The organism is Winogradskyella sp. A3E31 (genome assembly GCF_046720935.1).
Lineage (GTDB): Bacteria > Bacteroidota > Bacteroidia > Flavobacteriales > Flavobacteriaceae > Winogradskyella.
Genome location: NZ_JBHNWH010000008.1, coordinates 140,694 through 161,259, shown reverse-complemented (window position 1 = coordinate 161,259; position 20,566 = coordinate 140,694). Strand labels below are relative to the sequence as shown.

Genomic DNA, 20,566 nt, shown 5'->3' with positions numbered 1-20,566 from the left:
TGTTACTTTAAGTTAAAACTTCTACTTTATTTCTGCTAAGGGTGATTTTATTGTTGTTCTCTAGTTGCTTGAGTAATCTAGAAACCACAACTCTAGAAGTGTTTAAATCTTCTGCAATTTGTTGGTGGGTGATATTGAGCTCAGGGTCTCCAGATAGTTTTACACGATTGGTGAGATACTTAAAAAGTCTTTCGTCCATATTCATAAAAGCTAAGGTGTCAATGGTCTGAAGCATTTCGTCAAACCTTATTTGATAACTTTGTAGGATAAACTGCCTCCAATCAGGCTCTGAATTAAACCAAAGTAGCATATTTTCTAAAGGAACCATAACGACTTCAGTATCGGTATCTGCAATGGCTCTAATTTTGCTTTTGGACTTATCTATACAGCATGTCAGTGACATGGCACATGTATCCCCTTTTTCAAGAATATACAGTATTATTTCATGGTCATTATTGTCTTCCCTAAGCACTTTTATATTGCCGCTAATAAGTAGAGGGACATATTTTAAATCTTGATTGATATCAATAATGATGCTGCCTTTCTCGAATTCTTTTAAGAAAGCTGCTTCTTGGATTTTTTGTAGTAAACCAGAATTAAATATATTTTGAAATTGGGAAAGAGATTCTGTTGAAACCATATTCAAAAATAGGAAATTGAATTTATGAATTAAATAGTTTGGTTGGTTTTTAATAAATGTATTATATTTGCACCCACTAAAAATCGGCCTCGTGGCGCAACTGAATAGCGCATCTGATTACGGCTCAGAAGGTTACAGGTTTGAATCCTGTCGAGGTCACAGAATAAATCCTAATTTACTTATTATAAGTGGGTTAGGATTTTTTATTTTTCTGTTAAGCTCGATTTGTAATTATTAGATGTCCTTTTGCCGAAATTAATCTCCCAAAGCATTCTTTGTGACATAAGCCCGCCAACCGATGATGGCCAATTGAAATTTTGATGCCTTTGCCAAATCCAACTCTCTTTTAGTGTATGAAGGTAAAACGACCTTATTGATCTTAGCAAGTATTTTAAACAACTTTCTTTTCATAGTCGATGGTTTCAGTACTTTAAGATGTAAAAATAAAAAAACTTAGCCTTTCGACTAAGTTTTAGATTGGTTGGTTTTTCTAGAAGTTCGAAATGAGTATTTCGATGAGAACTTTTGCTAGTGTGATCATAATTTCTTTGGTTAATAAGGTTAATATTTTACTACGTTTTTGATTGAGTTTTCAATATATATATAGCTGTAGCCTATTACCAAAGATTTTGTAATAAATTAATGAATTTGAATACTAAATTATAAGTTTAAAGATGAGTTTTGTTATAGAATTTTAGATATTATCTACAATAATGTTTTAATTATTAATTATAAAGTATATTTTATATTTCATATTGAAATATTTATAGGGGTGTTTTCAGGCTAATTTTAAAAACGTAGGGAAGTTTTGCCTTCAAAACACCATAAAATTAGCTTTTCATCTTTTGTAGCCAATACTATTAAAAATTGTAGCATCTACTTATTGGGATATTATTTTTTAACATTGCGAATTGTTTTTTACACCTATCTTTGCAAAAAAAAGTATATGCTTAGACTAATAATGTTGTCTTTTTTGTTCGGCTCTGGATTTCTCTACGCCCAAGATTTATTGATTAATGAGTTAGATGGTGATACACCAAGTATTGACGATATGGAGTTTGTAGAATTAAGATCAGCAGCCTCTAATTTTTCAACAAACGGTTATATTCTAGTGTTTTTTAATGGTTCAACCAGCGGAGATGACTCTAGTTACTTGGCTTATGATTTGGCAGGTTATGAAACAGATAGTAACGGCTTATTGGTTTTAGGCAATGTTAATGTATCACCTTTTCCTCAAGTCATAACTTCGGATAACCTTATTCAAAATGGTGCGGATGCCGTTGCGATTTATCAAACTTCAATTGAAAACTTCCCAGAAGGTACAAAAGCAACTACTGATTTTAACTTAATTGATGCCATGGTTTATGGTACTAATGATACAACAGATACTATTTTGTTGGGGCTTTTAGGACAAACGACACAGTACAATGATAATGGTACTAATAGCACACCAAAATCTATTCAACGATTTGTGGATGCTATGGATAATGTAACGTATGCGGCAGCAACTCCTACGCCTAGAGCTGATAATGATGGTAATGGTATTGATTTTAATGCTATTACAATTTCGGTATCCCAAACACAGTTAAATGAAGGTGAAGACCTTACCATAACGTTTACTGCTGAAGATACTATGACTTCAGATCTTAATTTCAACATAAGTCTGAATAACTTTGGATTTGGTAATTCGGATTATACAGGGGCAACAAGCCTTACGATATTAATTGGCCAGAATGAAACCTCTACTGTTATTTCGCTTACTGATGATTTAGATGACGAAGGAGATGAGGTGCTTAAGATCCAATTCTTGGATTTAGAAGAACCTATAATTGCAGGCAATAATTTTCTTGAAGTTAGGGTTGTAGATAATGATTTTACGGTTGCAGAATGGGGAACGCCAGTCAACCCTACTTATGATAAAGTTACGAGCACTCAAGCCGATGGATATTACGATAGTTTAGATGGATTGGCAGGTGAGGATTTAAAACAGGCAATTCAAGATATTATCTCAGACCCAACAATAGTAAGAGCACAGACCTATTCTGACGTGATTGATATCTTAAAAGAAGCTGATCAAAATCCTGAAAATAGTAATGAAGTTTGGTTAGTGTATTCTGAAGAGGGACGACCTAAATTAGATTTTCAAACATCTTCTGACAATACAGGAAAGTGGAACAGAGAGCATACGTTTCCTAGGTCTAGAGCGGGTTATTTTAGCATCGAGGAAGATGATATTGCTGATGGTATTGATGTATTTTGGCAAACAAATGCGGATTCTTTGCGCCACGGCAACTCTGATGCTTATGGTTTAAGAGCTGCAGATGCTGCGGAAAACAGTATCCGTGGAAATGACCATTACGGCATTTATAATGGGCCTACAGGCAATGAAGGAAGTTTTAAGGGAGATGTAGCCAGAAGTGTATTTTTTATTGCTCTTCGTTACAATGGTCTGTCTATAGTCGATGGATTTCCTGCATTGGAAAATCCGACAACTGGGGAATTAGGTGACCTAGCAACATTGCTACAATGGCACCGAGATGACCCTGTGGATGATTTTGAGATGAATAAAAACAATGTTATTGCTAATTGGCAGAAAAACAGAAACCCATTGATTGACCAACCGCTTTTGGTAGAATATATATGGGGAAACCAAGCAGGGAATGTGTGGTCTCAATCTTTGAGCACTGATTCTGAAACTGAATTGTCATTTCAATTATACCCTAATCCGGCAAATGGCACCTTATTTGTTTCTGGTTTGGAATCTGATTTTGATGTGGACATATTTTCTACTGACGGAAAGTTGGTGTATTCTGAAAAAGCAGTAAAAAATAAAATAAGCTTAAACTTAACTCCAGGAATGTATCTAGTAAAGATTGCTAATGAATCGGGTGCTTCAACTAAAAAAATAATACTAAAATAAATAGTAGTGTCATTCAGAGCATAGCGAAGAATCTCTCAAAACTACAACGAGGAAGATTCTCCGACTCCGAATATATTCGGAATGCTCTGAATGACATTGAGCATTTAGAATGTAGAGGAAGAAACCCTTAGCTTACCCCCTTTTTTACCCACTAATATTTTTGGTATTGTTTCTTCGTCATCTCTCCATGTAGCACTAGCTTTAGAACCACTTTCGTCTGTAAGAGAAATTTTGATGCTCGTGATTTCACCGGCGGAATTGCGTTTTATTTTGGAGAATTTCACTTTTATGCCTCTTGATTCAAGCTTGCTTTTATAAACCCCAAATTGCTTGTCAGTTGTATTTTTTGATACGTAATAACTAAAGCCATTTTCGGACGGGTTTTCATCATCAATAAATTCAACACTCGAAACAGCAGTTCTCACTTTCCATGGACTATTTTTTGTTTTAAAACTGTAATTACTTATGCTATCTGCATTTATTATTACTACACCATTTTCTCCTGCTTTTCCGTAAATTTTAGTTGCATTGTCTCCCTTTAATACGCTCATACTATCAATTCGCTTAGGGTCTAAAATCCTCAGCTGGCTTTTGTCAACTCGCTTTCCGTTGATGATGTACAAAGGTTCAGAAGTCGATGACTGCGTAATGATTTTTACATTATCTCTTTGTATAGCATTGAGGTCTTTTTTGCCATCATTTCTATCAATCCAATAAGATTTTTTTATCTCGTCTTTCATCTTAATTGTATCTGCTATAACGTATGCATAATTACCATTTGCAGAGGTTTTTACTTTAGCATCACCATTTTTTAAATAAAAAACATTTTCATCATCATCTTTATCAATAAAATGTAATTCTCCATCATCATTGTGATGCTCTTCATCTTCCTCAGTAGTAATGGTAAATGTATTTTTTCCTTTGCCTTTTTCTTTAGCAACCCAAACATTTTTTTGGTCTGTGGATCCAACTTTAATGCCTCCGGTGTTATTCATCTTAAACACAAAAGGTTGAATACCACTTGGGTCGGTGACACCGTAATTAGCAGTACTTAGCTCAGTGGTAAATGAGACTCTTATGCTCGATATTTTCCCATTATCGTTGCGGTCCAAGTCCTCAATGGTCATTGTAACTCCATTCTCTTTGAGCATTGATGTAATTTTTTCAAGATCAGAATTGCTCATCGTGTTTTTAAAAATAACTTCTATCTCTTTAATGGCTTCGTCGGCATTCTTTTCTAGTGTTGATGGGTCACCAACAGAATTCTCATTAGTGTTTGGCTGAAAATGGCTAACTGAAGTATTAGCAGGGTCAGTTTCTACGTAAATGTCCTTAGTGTTTACACTTAATAGTAAGGCGGTTAAAAGCGGTAACACCAATAATGACTTCCATAGTTTTGCTTGTTTAGATCTCGATTTGTTTAACATGATGATTCGTTTTTTGATTAATGAATTATAAAAATTTGTGGTTATTGGCATGTGTTGGTTAGCAACACTTGTTTTGACCAGTAAATGTTGGTAGTCTTTGTCATTTTCAGTAGCATTTTGAGTTTCATCATCTGCGATGTATTCTAGATTTTGGTGAACCTGGTTTTTGTACATCCACATAATAGGATTAAACCAAAAGATGACGCAAGCTAGCCGAGTTAAAACAATATCTATGGAGTGCAATTGGCGCACATGCACTTTTTCATGCTTTAATATGAGCTGTAATTCTTCTTCCTCAAATAATTCAGGATTATAGACAATCCATTTGAAGAATGAAAAAGGGGACACTTTACTTTTTACAATGATATAAGTATAAATACCATCTTTAGTTTTAGGGTTCTTAAAGAGCAAAAGAATCAAGGACCCAAACTGAAGCATAAACTGTATTAAAAACAGAACAAGGCCAGCTAAATATACAATTGGTAATACATTCTGCCATTGGAAGCTTTGCTCTGTTTGTGTTATTGTCGTAGGGTTTGTGTTTTCTATATAAAAAGCAGTTTCAGGTATTACAGTAGGTTCTACCATGATTTCAACAGGGATCACAACCAAAGGAAAAACCAAAGCAGTGGTAATACCTATCAATAGAAACCAACGGTTATGCTGAAAAAAAGTCTCTTTCTTTAAAAATAGACTGTAGCACAAATAAAATAGAAAGACTACAGCGCTTGCTTTTAGTAAATATTCCATAATTATTTCTTTTGTTCTATTAGAGCGATGATTTCTTTAAGCTCATCCACACTGATTTTTTCCTCCTTTGCAAAAAAAGAAACAACATTTTTATAGGAACTGTTAAAGTAATTTTCAATAGCGGTGTTCATAAATTTGGTTTTGTAACTCTCTTTGCTGACGATTGGATAATATTGGTGTGTTTTGCCATAAGCATTGTAGCTCACATAGCCTTTTTCCTCAAGGTTTCGGATGATGGTGGACAATGTATTATAGTGTGGCTTTTCATCTTTTATCTCAGCCAATACGTCTTTTACAAAGGCTTTTTCGAGCTTCCATAAAATGTGCATTATTTCTTCTTCCTTGTTTGTGAGCTTTTGCATGTGATTTTAGATTTTTAATTGATACCTCAAACATATAACTATTTTTATAGTTATACAACTATTTCAATAGTTAATAAACGTTAATTTTAGTTTTTGGGTTGTGAATTAAGGGTGGTATCTTCGCATTTTAATTTTTGAAAGGAATTTAACGCATGAGTGTTTTTCTAATTTTATTAGGCTTAGTCTGTTTGGTTGTAGGAGGTGAGTTTTTGGTACGTTCTTCGGTGGCTTTATCCTTTAAATTTCATATTTCAAAATTAGTGATTGGGATGACGGTAGTGTCGTTCGCTACATCTGCACCCGAATTGTTGGTGAGTTTACAAGCGGCATTAGATGGGGTGTCGGATATTGCTTTGGGGAATGTCATTGGATCTAACATCGCAAATATTGGCCTAGTGTTGGGTTTAACAGCGATTATCTCCCCCCTAACAATTGATAAGGAGTTTTATAAATTGAACTGGCCTATGATGATGTTAGTATCAATAGGGCTTTATTTTTTATTAAAGAATGACGGGAAGTTAGATGCTGTGGAAGGAGCAATATTATTTATAGCACTTATCATTTTTTTAATCATTCTCATAGGTCGCTCAAGAAAACAAAATAAAAAGGTAGCTGCTGATATTGACGATAATTTGGCTGTTGTTTCAGGCTTCAAAATTACATTATGGTTGTTTATTGGAGGGGCAGGCCTGTATTTTGGATCAGAATGGCTGGTTGAAGGAGCCAAAAATTTAGCTGAAGACGTTGGTATTAGTGATTATGCCATTTCTGTGACGGTAATCGCTGTTGGTACTAGTGTGCCAGAGTTAGCAGCCTCAGTCATTGCGGCCATAAAAAAGGAAAAAGCCATTTCATTAGGAAACCTTATAGGGTCTAATATTTTTAATATTGCATCAGTGCTAGGTTTAACAGCTATAATTAAACCAATTGTGGTAGAATCTCCGAAAATCTTGGCTACCAATATGTTTTGGATGATAGCTTTTGCGGCTATTTTAATTCCACTTGTGTTTATTCCTAAACGTTTTGTTATTAGTCGTTATAAAGGATTTGTGCTCACTGGTGCTTATTTGGTGTTTATTTACTTGGCATTAAAATAAAAAAAAGCCCTCAAAAATTGAGAGCTCCTTTTACCTAATAATTAATCTATTTATTTAGACATCTGCACTTTTAACGGTGTTTACAATACGCCCTGCAACCTTATATGGGTCAGCGTTGGATGCTGGTCTTCTGTCTTCTAGCCAGCCTTTCCAGCCTTTTTCTACTGTTATGATTGGAATACGAATTGAAGCACCCCTATCTGAAATACCATAAGAAAAATCAGTGATAGCTGCAGTTTCGTGTTCACCAGTTAAACGTTGGTCATTAAACTCACCATAAACGTCGATATGTTGTTTTACCACAGGTCTGAATGCTTCACAAATCTTTTCATAAGTTTCTCTGCTTCCACAAGTTCTTAAAGTCGTATTAGAAAAATTGGCATGCATACCAGAGCCGTTCCAGTCCATTTCCTTACCTAATGGCTTTGGGTGGTAGTCAATATAGTATCCGTACTTTTCGGTCAAACGATCTAATAGGTAGCGTGCTACCCAAATCTCATCACCTGCTTTTTTGGCTCCTTTTGCGAATAATTGAAATTCCCATTGTCCTGAAGCTACCTCCTGGTTGATGCCTTCAAAATTTAATCCAGCAGCAATACACTGATCAGCATGCTCTTCAACTAAATCTCTACCGTGAGTATTTCTTCCTCCAACAGAGCAATAGTATAGGCCTTGAGGAGCTGGATAACCACCTACAGGGAAACCTAAAGGTAATTGTGTCTTTCTATCCATGATAAAGTACTCTTGCTCAAATCCAAACCAAAAGTCATTGTCGTCATCATCAATAGTTGAACGTCCATTCGATTCATGAGGTGTTCCATCAGCATTTAAAACTTCTGTCATTACCAAATACCCGTCTTTACGAGCAGGATCTGGAAATATAGCCACAGGCTTTAATAAACAATCTGAAGAACCTCCTTCGGCTTGTCTTGTAGAACTTCCGTCAAAAGACCAAATAGGACAATCCTCTAATTTACCACTAAAATCCTCTTCAACTTTAGTTTTACTTCTCATGTTTTGGGTTGGTTTGTAACCGTCTAACCAAATGTACTCTAGTTTAGATTTACTCATTGCATTGTGTTTTAATTTTGAAAGTGCAAATATTAGCAATTTTCTCAAATACTCAAAAAATAGGGGGGTATTTCGGTGAAATATTATTAACAATTCAAGATGCCCTAAAAAAGTAGGGGTAGATATGCTTGTTATTGTAATATTCTTTATTTTTGCCCTCGTAAATTATAAACTTTTCAACCATGTCTATGCTTAGGTTTTATGCCGTGAAAGAATCTCTCAATAGAGTGCCGCTAAAGGTCAAAGAAACAGAACGTCGCTCAAGTCTTTTTGGTTCAAATGTATTTAACGAAACTGCCATGCGGCAGTATCTTACAAAAGATGCTCTTAAATCTGTTCAGAATGCAATTAACAAAGGCTCTAAAATAGATAGGATGACTGCAGACCATATTTCTACAGCAATGAAGGAGTGGGCCATTTCAAAAGGAGCTACGCATTATACACATTGGTTTCAGCCATTAACGGGTGCAACAGCTGAGAAACACGATGCCTTTTTTGAACCTTCTGGAGATGGTATGGCCATTGAAAAGTTTGATGGTGGTCAATTGGTGCAGCAAGAACCAGATGCTTCAAGCTTCCCTCACGGTGGAATCAGAAACACGTTTGAAGCTCGTGGATATACAGCTTGGGACCCAACTTCACCAGCTTTTATTTATGGTACAACCTTGTGTATTCCAACGGTATTTGTGGCTTATACAGGAGCGGCATTAGATTATAAGACCCCTTTGCTGAGAGCCTTACAAGCTGTTGATAACGCTGCGGTTGCAGTATGTAAGTATTTTGATAAAAATGTACGGAAGGTGAATGCATCTTTAGGCTGGGAGCAAGAGTATTTTTTAATTGACAAAGCCTTGTCAGCATCAAGGCCCGATATCCAGGCGACTGGTAGAACGTTGTTAGGCCATGCCCCGGCAAAAGGCCAGCAACTCGATGATCATTATTTCGGAACAATCCCAAATAGAGCGATGGCATATATGCGCGACTTGGAGACTGAATGTATGTTACTCGGTATTCCTGTTAAAACACGCCATAATGAGGTGGCTCCTAATCAGTTTGAATTAGCCCCAATTTATGAAGAAGCTAACCTTGCGGTAGATCATAATTCTTTATTGATGGACATTATGCAAAAAATTGCGGAACGTCACAATTTCAAAGTGCTTTTACATGAAAAACCTTTTGCAGGAGTCAATGGTTCTGGCAAACATAATAACTGGAGTTTAAGTACAGATACAGGTGTTAATTTACTTTCACCCGGTAGAACACCTATGAGTAATCTTCAGTTTTTGACCTTTTTTATAAATACTATTAAAGCTGTAAGGGAAAACGAAGAACTTCTAAGAGCAGCAATAGCATCGGCTAGTAATGACCATCGTCTTGGAGCAAATGAAGCGCCACCAGCCATTATTTCTGTATTTATTGGTGAGCAATTAACAAAAGTGTTAGAGGAGCTAGAAACCGTTTCTAAAGGAAAATTATCGCCCAAGGAAAAAACAGATCTAAAATTGAATGTTGTTGGAAAAATTCCTGAAATCCTCCTTGATAATACAGATAGAAACCGAACGTCTCCATTTGCGTTTACAGGCAACAAATTTGAATTTAGAGCTGTAGGTTCTAAAGCAAATTGCGCCAATCCAATGACGGTTTTAAACACTATAGTAGCTCAGCAGCTTATTGCTTTTAAGGAAGAAGTTGATGTACTTATTGACGAAAAGTCGATGAAGAAGGATGATGCTGTTTTTAATATTTTAAGAGAATACATAAAACAGTCAAAGGACATTTTGTTTGAAGGCAATGGGTATGATAAGGCATGGGAAAAAGAAGCGAAGAAACGCGGGTTGAGTAATAATAAAACGACTCCAGAAGCTTTAAAAGTGAAGATTTCGGATAAGGCCATCGCTCTTTTTGAAGAGCTAGGGGTTATGAATAAAATCGAATCCCAAGCACGTTACGAAATTGAAATGGAGGAATATAGTCTTCATATTCAGATTGAAAGTCGTGTGTTGGGAGACATCGCTCGCAATCACGTTGTGCCAGTAGCTGTCCGTTATCAAAATATTCTGATTAAAAATGTAAAAGGGTTGAAGGAGATTTATGGAAATGATTTTAAAAAATATGCAAAAGAGCAACTTTCATTAATAGAGGATATTTCTGGTCATATAGAGGCTATAAACAAAAATGTCACTAAAATGATCGAGGCTCGAAAAAAAGCAAATGTTATTGATAGTGCTGAGGACAAAGCAAACAACTATTGTAATAAAGTAAAACCTCATTTTGAGACCATTAGGTACCATTGCGATAAATTAGAACTGTTAGTGGATGACGAATTATGGCCGTTAACAAAATATAGAGAACTCTTATTTACCAGATAATATAAATTGATAAGTATTGTTACTTTTGTAGCACAAATTTTAAGCTTAAATAATGAGCCAATCCACTAATGATAGATATGCCCAACGCGGAGTTTCTGCATCCAAGGAAGATGTGCATAATGCTATAAAAAACATTGATAAAGGACTGTTTCCAAAGGCCTTTTGCAAAATAGTGCCAGATTATTTAACCAATGATGATGAGTATTGCCTCATTATGCATGCGGATGGAGCAGGGACTAAGTCTTCATTAGCCTATATGTATTGGAAGGAAACGGGAGATATTTCTGTCTGGAAAGGCATAGCTCAAGATGCTTTAATTATGAATATCGATGACCTTTTATGTGTTGGTGCTACCGACAATATTATGTTGTCATCGACTATTGGGAGGAATAAGAATCTAATCCCTGGCGAAGTCATTTCAGCAATCATTAATGGAACAGAAGAGCTTATCAATGATCTTAAAACATATGGATTGACTATTCATTCTACAGGTGGTGAAACTGCTGATGTAGGAGACTTAGTGCGTACGATTATTGTAGATTCAACTGTGACGGCCAGAATAAAGCGATCTGACGTTATAGACAATGCCAATATTAAAGCTGGTGATGTTATTGTAGGGTTAGAATCCTTTGGGCAAGCGACTTACGAATCTGAATACAACGGAGGTATGGGCAGTAATGGGTTGACGTCTGCACGCCACGACGTGTTTCATAAATACTTAGCTGAAAAATACCCTGAAAGTTTTGATGCTGAAGTTCCAAGTGACTTGGTGTATTCTGGTGATGTGAAATTAACAGATTCTATTGAAAACTCTCCAATAGACGCAGGTAAATTGGTATTGTCGCCAACACGGACTTATGCTCCAATTATTAAAGAAATTTTAAATACATACAACAGTGCAGATATCCACGGAATGGTGCATTGTAGTGGCGGTGCTCAAACCAAGATTCTTCATTTTATTGATAATCTTCATGTCGTTAAAGATAATTTGTTTCCAATTCCACCGTTATTCAAGCTCATTCAAGAACAATCAAAAACGGATTGGAAAGAGATGTATAAAGTATTTAACTGTGGTCACCGAATGGAATTGTATGTTAATGAGTCAATCGCTCAGGACCTCATTTCTATTTCAAAATCATTTAATGTCAATGCCCAGATTATCGGTCGGGTAGAGGCATCAGAAACTAAAAAATTGACTATTACCAGTACCTACGGAACTTTCCAGTATTCTTAATTTTCATGACATCTTTTATTAAAATTAGCATTGCGCTTGCCGCATTACTTTTAGCTTGTTATATAGCGGAAGCACAACCCGACAGCCTTTATATTCTTCCAGAGAAAGAAAAAAAGTTAGACACCTTAAAATGGAAACTCAAAGAAGAGGTCGGTCTATATCTAAATCAGGTATCCTTCACCAATTGGAATGCAGGAGGTAGTAATTCCATTTCCGCCATAGTATCTGGGAAAGCCTCAGCGAAATATAAGGCTGATAATATATTTTGGAACACAGCACTTTTAACCCGTTATGGAATTAATAAACAAGAAGGCCAAGGTCTTAGAAAAACAGAGGATGTATTGTCTATAATCTCCAATTTTGGTTATGATACTAACGAAAAAAGTAATTGGTTTTACTCCGCACGTTTTAGCTTCAATACACAATATGCACATGGTTTTAATTACCCTGACCGTGACACGCCGATTTCTAAATTTATGGCTCCGGGGTATTTGTTTTTGGGTACAGGACTAGAATATGGAAGGCATATTGAAAAGTTCTCAATTTATGCATCACCCTTTACCCTAAAAACCACTTTTGTCCTAGATGATGACTTGGCAAATGCAGGTGCTTTCGGTGTAGATCCTGCAATTTATGATATGGACGGAAATATCTTAAGACCAGGAAAAAAAATAAGGCGAGAGTTAGGGATACTTCTCACTAATGAGTACGAAAACACCATTTTAGAAAACGTAAAGATGAATAGTCTGCTGCGTTTGTATACGGATTACATCAATAGTTTTGGTAATGTAGATGTTGAATGGGAAGTGACGTTTGATTTTAAAGTCAATAAATATGTCAATGCTATTTTAGGATCGCACATCAGATACGACAATGACATTAAATCTGAAGTAGAGAAAAACGAAATGACCAACGAGCGCATCATTATCGAAGGTCCAAAAATACAGTGGAAACAATTGCTAGGCATTGGTGTAGTAGTTGACTTAACCAGTTTAACTAAAGAGGTGAATTAATCCAAACTCCCTTCAGATACATACTGATAATCTTCTAGCTCTTTGAGGTTGTTGACGAGTTTGGTTGTTCCGTTTTTGAGAAGATAAATAGTGTCCGAAACAGCAATGACCTGTTTGTAATGATGATCGGTAATGATAATCGCTTTGTGTTGTTTTTCTTCTCCAATTAAGGATTTAACTCTCTCGATATGAAGTGGTGCCAAATGCGAAAAAGGTTCGTCCAACAACACAATTTCGCTTTTCCCCTTTAGTATGATATAGGTTTCTACAAGACGACGTTCTCCACCTGATAGCTTTCCGAATTTCTGGTTTTCAAAAATTGAGAAATCTTCGAATAATTCTATGAACTTGGACCATGATACTTTAAACAGTTGAAATGCTTTTTTTAGTTTGAAGCTATTCGGAATAAAATGATATTGTGGTAAATATTTCACCAATCCTATAGTGTAAAGAGGCTTCAAAACAGGTTGATTATTAATCCGAATGAGTTGGTATTTTGCCTTCAAATTACCAAAAGCAATATCTAGCAAACAACTTTTTCCGCAGCCATTCCTACCTAAAATACCTGTCACTTGTCCAGTTTCTGCTTTTAGGTAAATACCGTTTAATATAGGTTTGTTTTTAAAGTAAAGTTCTACATTGTCGAGTTCAAATAGCATTATAAATTTCAGGTGAATTCCTTAAAAATAGTAAGAAATCCGATGGTTAACGTTATATCAATTAAAAATAAGGAAGAAAAGAGTTTAAATTCTGAGATTCCTAAATTTTTATAAAATGTCAATTTTCGCTTAGCGTGGGTTTCAGTGACATAATACCACAGAAAGACCGTAAGAAATAATTTGGCCACAATCACGGGGACAATATGAGAATTTAAAAATCCCATAATAGCGTTAATCCCAAATGACCAAACTACAAACGGTTTGTAAAATGCAAGTATAGTTAGGAGGCGTTGCATATAAGACTAATAACGCTTAACGGAGACGATTATTTTTACAAGAATGGAATGACTACGGTATAAAACTTAAAATTGATTATTTATCGTATTTTTGAACTCGTAATTTTAGAGATTGATGTTAGAGAAAATACAGATAGTGAAGCAGCGTTTTGATGAGGTCAATGACCTTATCATCCAACCCGATATTATTACGGATCAGAAGCGGTATGTGAAGCTAAATAAAGAGTACAAGGACTTAAAGCAAATCGTTGATAAAGGTGAAGTTTATAAGGAATTACTCGATAATATAAGTGAAGCTGAAGAGATTATAGCGGATGGCTCAGACCCAGAAATGGTGGAAATGGCAAAAATGCAACTTGAGGAAGCCAAGGAAGAATTGCCAAAGATAGAAGATGAGATTCGCTTTATGCTTATCCCTAAAGATCCGGACGACGAAAAAGATGTTGTGGTTGAAGTTAGAGCCGGAACGGGCGGTGATGAAGCCAGTATTTTTGCAGGTGACTTATATAGAATGTATTCAAAATACTGTAGTACAAAGAATTGGTCTGTTGATGTGGTAAGTACGAGTGAAGGGACTTCTGGTGGTTTTAAGGAAATTATTTTTGAAGTGTCTGGAGAGGATGTCTACGGTACTTTAAAGTTTGAAGCTGGTGTACACCGTGTACAACGTGTACCACAAACGGAAACCCAAGGGCGTGTGCATACAAGTGCAGCTACAGTTATGGTGTTGCCAGAAGCTGAAGAAATTGATTTTGAATTGGATATGACAGAAGTACGTATAGAGCGTACAACGTCAACAGGTCCTGGAGGACAATCGGTAAATACTACCTATTCGGCAATTAAGTTACACCACGAACCAACAGGTATGATTGTGAGTTGCCAAGACCAAAAATCATCCCATAAGAACTTAGAAAAAGCATTAAAAGTATTGCGTACACGTTTGTATGATTTAGAATTAGAAAAACAGCGTGCTGCAGATTCTGAAAAGCGTAAAAGTATGGTGTCTTCTGGGGATAGAAGTGCAAAGATTAGAACGTATAATTATCCACAGGGTCGTGTCACGGATCATAGAATTGGCCTAACTTTATATGACTTATCGAATATCATTGATGGAGACATCCAAAAAATAATCGACGAATTGATGTTGGCTGAAAATACAGAGTTGTTGAAAGCCGATGATAATGTTATATAGTAGTTTCTAGTAACGAGGATTTTTTAATGAAGAAAAAAGTAATTCTTGTAATATTAGTTTTAATAGGTTTACACTTTTTATTTAAAGAGTTAGGTTTACTTAGAGTATACAATATACCTTCATCTTCTAGCGAACCAAATTTAAAAGAAGGTTCTACAATTATAGGAACAAGTTTAAAAAGCCCTGAAAGACTTGACTTTGCTTATTTTAAATTTTCCGATAGTCTACGGGGTTGGACTATAGTTAAAAGATTAATTGCTATACCAGGGGATACTTTGGAGTGTAAAAATGGAAATTACATTGTAAATAACAAGAAAATTGATAAACATCTTAATCTGAGATTTGCATATAAAATCTTGCCAAATGTGTTTGATTTATATGTAAAAGAACAAATTAATTATGCGGAATATTACAAGTATATCGACAGTGATTCTGTAACAGCTTTTTTAGATAATTCTTTTGTTGAAAAATTACCGATAAAGTTGGATAGAAAGTATGATGATGAAACCCGAAATTTGTCTATTGAAATTTTTAATGAAAATCCAAATTGGACATTAAATAATTTTGGCCCAATTATTTTGCCAAAAGAAAAGTATTTCTTTTCTGGTGATAGCAGGGATAATTCGATTGATTCTAGATATAGAGGTTTTGTTGATGAAGAAAATATTTTAGGTACTGTATTAATGAATTTTTAGATGACCACAGATCAACTCATAGAACAAATCCATAATAAACAATCCTTCCTCTGTATTGGCTTGGATGTAGATTTGGATAAAATTCCACAGCATTTATTGGACAGGGGCGATCCCATTTTTGAGTTTAATAAAGCTATAATCGATGCCACGCATCATCTATGCGTTGCTTATAAGCCTAACACGGCATTTTATGAAGCTTATGGCCTTAAAGGCTGGAAGAGTTTAGAAAAAACGATTAACTATCTCAATGAGAATTATCCCGAGCAATTTACCATAGCAGATGCAAAACGAGGGGACATAGGCAACACCAGTAGTATGTACGCAAAGGCCTTTTTTGAGGATTTAGGTTTTGATAGTGTTACAGTTGCGCCCTACATGGGTAAAGATTCTGTTGAGCCTTTTTTAAAATTTGAAGAGAAGCATACCATTCTGTTGGCACTAACATCTAACCAAGGGGCTTTCGATTTTCAGACTAAAATGCTTGACGGTAAGGAACTTTATAAACAAGTTTTGGAAACTTCAAAATCTTGGGAAAATTCTAAAAACCTTATGTATGTTGTTGGGGCAACAAAAGCAGAATACTTAGCAGATATACGTAAAATTATTCCTGATTCATTTTTGTTGGTGCCAGGTGTTGGAGCACAAGGAGGAAGCTTAGAAGACGTCTGCAAATATGGAATGACCAAAGATGTAGGGTTATTAATAAATTCTTCTCGTGGCATTATTTATGCGTCAAATGAAAAGGACTTTGCTGAAGCTTCTACTACTAAAGCTCAGGAATTGCAGGTTCAGATGAAACGTATTTTGACGTCGTTGTCATGATTGTTAAGGATCAGCTTCAACGAAAACTTCAATTTAAAAAACCACCTAAACGCATAGTGAGTCTTGTGCCTAGCCTCACGGAATTAATTGTGGATTTAGGTTTAGAAAAGGAATTGATTGGCGTTACCAAATTCTGTGTTCATCCAAAACACTTGAGGCATTCAAAAGCTATTGTAGGTGGAACAAAACAAATTAAGCTTGATAAAATAAAAGACCTTCAGCCAGATGTCATTCTCTGTAATAAAGAGGAAAATACCCAAGAAATCATAGAGCAACTACAGGCTGTATCACCAATTCATATTAGTGATATCAATACACTAGATGACTGTTATGAACTTATTGAAATGTATGGGGGTATTTTCAACAAAAAAGAGAAAGTGACTCATCTTATCAGTACTATTAAAAAAGAGCGAGAGCATTTTCAAACATTTATCGAAAACAAACCTCAAAAATCTGTAGCCTATTTTATTTGGAAAGACCCTTGGATGATAGCAGCCTCTGGCACCTTTATAAGCTGTATGCTACAAGAAGCTGGATTTAAAAACGGATTTAGTAAAGAAGCACGTTATCCTGAAATTACTTTGGACGATCCAAGATTATTAAAAGCGGATATTATATTTCTTTCGAGCGAGCCTTACCCTTTTAAAGAAGAACACGTTAAGATGTTGAAATCTCATTTTCCTAACATTGAGATCAAAATCGTAGACGGCGAACTGTTTTCTTGGTACGGCAGTCGGTTGACAAAGGCCTTTACTTATTTTAGGTCATTGTATTAACCAATGAAGCCACAACTCTCGTTATGGCTTCTAACTAACTTTTACTCTACGCGAATAGATAAAACTAACTAAACTGTTGTACAAATATCGGTATATCATTGCGTATCAATGTTATGTTAATATTAGCTGTTAATTAAATCTACTTTAATAGATATAATCTATCATTAATATTATTATGATGAACATTATTGGTACTTTATTATTTATGTTATGAGTTGGTCAAAGAATATATAAAAATCTAAGAAATTAACTACAAATGATGTCTATTATCACTACTTTTCAGTTTTCAATTGTAAACCACATAAACTTAAAAATATGACTATGGCTAAATCAAATAAATATTTATTAAAATCCTTGATTGTTTTTTTGTTTTGTCACTCATTTGCCATTGCACAGGTTGATTTTGTTGAAGGTTATATTATAAAAAACGGAAATAAGGAAAAGGTATTTATCAGAGATTTAGACTGGAGCAACAACCCAGAAAGTTTTAGTTATAAAGTGACTCTTGATAATAATAATTTAATTCAAGGAAATACTAATAATATTGATGAGTTTGGTATCGGAAAAATCTTTCGGTATGTAACTGCAACTGTATCAATAGATCAGTCTTCTTCTCAGGTAAGCAGAATGACCAATTATCCTGAACCTAATTTTATTTCAAAAACAGTATTCCTAAAACAAATTGTAGAAGGCTCTGCAAATCTTTATAGTTATCAGAATAATAAATTTGTTCGATTTTTTTATCAAGTAGATGGTAATAGTATAGAGCCTTTGGTTTATAAAAAATATAAACTCAATCAATCGCAAATAAGTGAAAACCTTGAGTATAAGCTCAAGCTAGCTAATAATTTGAAATGCAATAGTTTGAATACAGCTGATTTCCGTTCTCTAAAGTATGATAACCAAAGTCTGGTAAATTTATTTATTAAATATAATACATGTGCTGGAGCAGATACATTTACATATAATAGAATTGATAAATCTGGTGGATATTTTAATTTTGGCATTAAGGCTGGTGTGTTTACTTTAGGATTGGATGTAAAAGAAGAAGGTGAAGGTTTTGCTGAAGATTTAAGGTCTGCGGACATGGGCACTCAAACATCAATTAGGATTGCTGTTGAAGTTGAGTATATTTTACCTTTTAACAAGAATAAGTGGTCAATTTTTATGGAGCCAGGATATCAATCTTTTTCTTCAGAAGAAGATATTGAGGTAAATTCTCAAAATGAGAATTTTAACCAAAGGTTAATTGTAGACTATAACTATGTTGATGTCCCATTCGGAGTTAGGCACTATATGTTTTTAAATGATAAAAACAAGTTATTTGTTAGTATGGCCTTAGCTTTCACGTTCGATCTTTCAAATAGTAAATTTGATTATGAGGGTAATTTAGGGGTTCGAGATTCAAATATTAATTCTTCTGCTAATTTAGTATTTGGTATTGGGTATAATTTCAATGAAAAAATCTCAATAGAAGCCCGTGTAAATACAGCAAGGAATATTACTAGAGATGAAGCCTTTTTAAATTCTAATTTTAGTAGTTCGGGAATAGTATTGGCATATTACTTTTTATAAATTGATAGCAATACCCCTTTCGAATAATACACTTATTCTAACTTTTACTTTGATGTTTCTGTATTTTTTGAGGCAATAAATGTTATGTTAATATTAGCTGGTAATTAAATCTACTTTAATAGCTTTATAGAAAACTCAGTTAAGATGAAACTAAAATTAGTGTTCTTAAGCCTCGTTTTTATGAGCGCTTTGGCCTTTTCACAATCCCAAACCTGTAACTGTTGCACTGAAAACCATGATGATTTTGATTTTTGGATAGGTGAGTGGTCAGTAAAAAACAGTAATAATGGCACACCAGCTGGCACGAGTAAAATAGAAAAGATTGAGGGTGAGTGTGTCGTTAAAGAAAATTGGACAAGCGCTTCGGCAGGTTATACAGGGACGAGTTTTAATTTCTATAACCAAAAAACAAAACAATGGGAGCAATTGTGGTTAGATAACCAGGGTGCTTCACTTCATTTAAAGGGAAATAGGATAGAAAATCAAATGATTTTAAAATCTGATAAAGAAAAAAATGCACAGGGGCAATTGTTTTACCATCAAATAACCTGGACTAAAAATGAAGATGGTACAGTACAACAAAAGTGGGAAACATTTACCGAAGGACAAGATGTCGTTGTTGCTTTTGATGGCTTGTATTCTAAAAAAGAAGGTTGAATTTTATTGGCTTTTGTTTAATCCTCTTTCCAAAAAGTCAAGTTTTTTTAGTTCATTGAGAATTTTTAGTGCCTCGTATTCTGATAAGTCACTTTTTGCATGATCAGTCTGCCTAAAATTATAGGCATCTTCCACAAAAACACGGTACTTAGCCATTAGCTTTAACCGTTTGCTCCATATACGCTTTGCAACAGACATATTAATCTGAAAATTATAGCTTTAAGTTAGTGAAAAATTCAATGCAAATAACAAAAGCTTCAATTTAAAACCCTTTTTTTGTTATATCTAATCTTGTAGCGCAAAAACCTTTCTCAATAAATCAGTAGTCCTCGATGAGATTTTAGTTCTAATCTCTTTTTCTTCAACAGCAATCATTGTGTAAACCCCTTTTAAAGCTTCACCTGTAACATAATCTGTTAAATCTGGATTTACATTATTGGTAAAAGGGATATTATTATAACGATTGATAAGGTTTTCCCAGATTTGATCAGCACCGACTTTTTGAAACGAATTGGCTATAACGGGATTAAATTTGTCGTACAATGCCGATTGTGTTTTAATGGCGAGATATTCGGTAGCTTCATTATTATCACCAAGTAGAATATTCTTAGCATCATTGAATGTAATACCTTTTACGGCATCAACAAAAATTGGTGTTGCTTCTTTTACAGCATCTTCAGCAGCTCTGTTTAAAACTTTTAAGCCTTCATCTGCTAGGCTAGAAAGACCAATGTCCCTTAAGGTTTTATCAACTTTCTGAAGCTCTTCTGGAAGGAGGATTTTCACCAATTCATTCTTAAAAAAGCCATCTTCTTGGGTTAACTTTGTCACTTGTTTGTCAATACCAAAGTCCAAAGCTTGGCGCAATCCACTGGCAATATCAGCATTACTTAATACGTCACCACCTTGCGGAAGTTGACTTACGACTTGCTGCAGTTCTGCGCACGAAGAGAGTATAAATATAGAAAAAAGAAGGGCGGTAAAACGTTTCATAAGTTTTGTTTTTTTCAA

The 20,566-nt window shown here is 34.9% G+C and carries 19 protein-coding genes and 1 tRNA gene; 12 read left to right on the top strand and 8 right to left on the bottom strand.

From position 1 onward, the window contains the following. Window positions 1-7: 7 nt before the first annotated feature. Window positions 8-640 carry a Crp/Fnr family transcriptional regulator gene (locus tag ACFEMA_RS11530; RefSeq protein ID WP_411768352.1) on the bottom strand — a complete coding sequence of 211 codons (633 nt, stop codon included), beginning with the start codon at window positions 638-640 and terminating at the stop codon, window positions 8-10. A gap of 85 nt (window positions 641-725) precedes the next feature. On the opposite strand from ACFEMA_RS11530, the gene ACFEMA_RS11525 reads away from it, so the two are divergent. Continuing rightward, window positions 726-799: transfer RNA gene (locus ACFEMA_RS11525), tRNA-Arg, on the top strand. A 96-nt stretch (window positions 800-895) separates the two neighbouring features. On the opposite strand, the gene ACFEMA_RS11520 is transcribed toward ACFEMA_RS11525, so the two are convergent. After that, window positions 896-1,051, bottom strand: coding sequence for an SsrA-binding protein (locus ACFEMA_RS11520; protein ID WP_411768351.1), 156 nt, complete (start codon window positions 1,049-1,051; stop codon window positions 896-898). 535 nt (window positions 1,052-1,586) lie between these two features. Between ACFEMA_RS11520 and ACFEMA_RS11515 the strand changes: the two genes are divergently transcribed. Next, entirely contained in the window at window positions 1,587-3,560 is a 1,974-nt protein-coding gene (locus ACFEMA_RS11515; protein WP_411768350.1) for an endonuclease, read from the top strand. 104 nt (window positions 3,561-3,664) lie between these two features. Here the strand turns inward: ACFEMA_RS11515 and ACFEMA_RS11510 are convergent, their stop codons facing one another. Both ACFEMA_RS11510 and ACFEMA_RS11505 read right to left on the bottom strand, forming a co-directional pair. Continuing rightward, the gene (locus ACFEMA_RS11510) at window positions 3,665-5,737 is read right to left on the bottom strand and encodes a M56 family metallopeptidase (protein WP_411768349.1); all 2,073 of its coding nucleotides are present in this window, start codon (window positions 5,735-5,737) and stop codon (window positions 3,665-3,667) included. A gap of 2 nt (window positions 5,738-5,739) precedes the next feature. Next, entirely contained in the window at window positions 5,740-6,099 is a 360-nt protein-coding gene (locus tag ACFEMA_RS11505) for a BlaI/MecI/CopY family transcriptional regulator (RefSeq protein WP_411768348.1), read from the bottom strand. A gap of 152 nt (window positions 6,100-6,251) precedes the next feature. Here ACFEMA_RS11505 and ACFEMA_RS11500 point away from each other — a divergent pair, with 152 nt between their 5' ends. Next, window positions 6,252-7,196, top strand: a complete 945-nt coding sequence (locus ACFEMA_RS11500; protein WP_411768347.1) for a calcium/sodium antiporter — start codon at window positions 6,252-6,254, stop codon at window positions 7,194-7,196. A 54-nt stretch (window positions 7,197-7,250) separates the two neighbouring features. On the opposite strand, the gene ACFEMA_RS11495 is transcribed toward ACFEMA_RS11500, so the two are convergent. Next, window positions 7,251-8,267, bottom strand: a complete 1,017-nt coding sequence (locus ACFEMA_RS11495) for a glutamine synthetase beta-grasp domain-containing protein (RefSeq protein WP_411768346.1) — start codon at window positions 8,265-8,267, stop codon at window positions 7,251-7,253. Between the two features lie 182 nt (window positions 8,268-8,449). Here ACFEMA_RS11495 and ACFEMA_RS11490 point away from each other — a divergent pair, with 182 nt between their 5' ends. Genes ACFEMA_RS11490 through ACFEMA_RS11480 form a run of 3 tightly spaced genes read left to right on the top strand, consistent with a single transcriptional unit; the run spans window position 8,450 to window position 12,883 of the window. Further along, a complete protein-coding gene (locus ACFEMA_RS11490) occupies window positions 8,450-10,636 on the top strand; it encodes a glutamine synthetase III (protein ID WP_411768345.1) in 2,187 nt (728 codons plus the stop codon). Window positions 10,637-10,688: 52 nt separating this feature from the next. After that, the gene (locus ACFEMA_RS11485; RefSeq protein WP_411768344.1) at window positions 10,689-11,870 is read left to right on the top strand and encodes an AIR synthase related protein; all 1,182 of its coding nucleotides are present in this window, start codon (window positions 10,689-10,691) and stop codon (window positions 11,868-11,870) included. A gap of 5 nt (window positions 11,871-11,875) precedes the next feature. Next, window positions 11,876-12,883, top strand: a complete 1,008-nt coding sequence (locus tag ACFEMA_RS11480) for a DUF3078 domain-containing protein (RefSeq protein ID WP_411768343.1) — start codon at window positions 11,876-11,878, stop codon at window positions 12,881-12,883. Here the strand turns inward: ACFEMA_RS11480 and ACFEMA_RS11475 are convergent. Continuing rightward, complete coding sequence (locus ACFEMA_RS11475; RefSeq protein ID WP_411768342.1) at window positions 12,880-13,542, bottom strand: ATP-binding cassette domain-containing protein; 663 nt, start codon at window positions 13,540-13,542, stop codon at window positions 12,880-12,882. The two genes, ACFEMA_RS11480 and ACFEMA_RS11475, sit on opposite strands and share 4 nt — an antisense overlap. Before the next feature lie 411 nt (window positions 13,543-13,953). Here ACFEMA_RS11475 and prfA point away from each other — a divergent pair, with 411 nt between their 5' ends. The 6 genes from prfA to ACFEMA_RS11445 all read left to right on the top strand — a co-directional run bounded on the left by prfA (window position 13,954) and on the right by ACFEMA_RS11445 (window position 19,555). Further along, a complete protein-coding gene (prfA, locus tag ACFEMA_RS11470; protein WP_411768341.1) occupies window positions 13,954-15,030 on the top strand; it encodes a peptide chain release factor 1 in 1,077 nt (358 codons plus the stop codon). Window positions 15,031-15,056: 26 nt separating this feature from the next. After that, a complete protein-coding gene (gene lepB / locus ACFEMA_RS11465; protein WP_411768340.1) occupies window positions 15,057-15,725 on the top strand; it encodes a signal peptidase I in 669 nt (222 codons plus the stop codon). Then, window positions 15,726-16,547 (top strand): orotidine-5'-phosphate decarboxylase, encoded by an 822-nt coding sequence (gene pyrF / locus ACFEMA_RS11460; RefSeq protein WP_411768339.1) that lies wholly within the window; start codon window positions 15,726-15,728, stop codon window positions 16,545-16,547. After that, the gene (locus ACFEMA_RS11455) at window positions 16,544-17,323 is read left to right on the top strand and encodes an ABC transporter substrate-binding protein (protein ID WP_411768338.1); all 780 of its coding nucleotides are present in this window, start codon (window positions 16,544-16,546) and stop codon (window positions 17,321-17,323) included. Before pyrF ends, ACFEMA_RS11455 begins: the two co-directional genes overlap by 4 nt. 321 nt (window positions 17,324-17,644) lie before the next feature. Beyond that, on the top strand, window positions 17,645-18,898 hold the full coding sequence (locus tag ACFEMA_RS11450) for an outer membrane beta-barrel protein (protein WP_411768337.1): 1,254 nt from the start codon (window positions 17,645-17,647) through the stop codon (window positions 18,896-18,898). Window positions 18,899-19,042: 144 nt separating this feature from the next. Then, entirely contained in the window at window positions 19,043-19,555 is a 513-nt protein-coding gene (locus ACFEMA_RS11445; protein ID WP_411768336.1) for a hypothetical protein, read from the top strand. Window positions 19,556-19,558: 3 nt separating this feature from the next. Here the strand turns inward: ACFEMA_RS11445 and ACFEMA_RS11440 are convergent, their stop codons facing one another. Beyond that, window positions 19,559-19,753, bottom strand: coding sequence for a Lacal_2735 family protein (locus tag ACFEMA_RS11440; protein ID WP_411768335.1), 195 nt, complete (start codon window positions 19,751-19,753; stop codon window positions 19,559-19,561). Between the two features lie 87 nt (window positions 19,754-19,840). Beyond that, on the bottom strand, window positions 19,841-20,548 hold the full coding sequence (locus tag ACFEMA_RS11435) for a DUF4197 domain-containing protein (RefSeq protein ID WP_411768334.1): 708 nt from the start codon (window positions 20,546-20,548) through the stop codon (window positions 19,841-19,843). Between the last annotated feature and the right edge of the window lie 18 nt (window positions 20,549-20,566).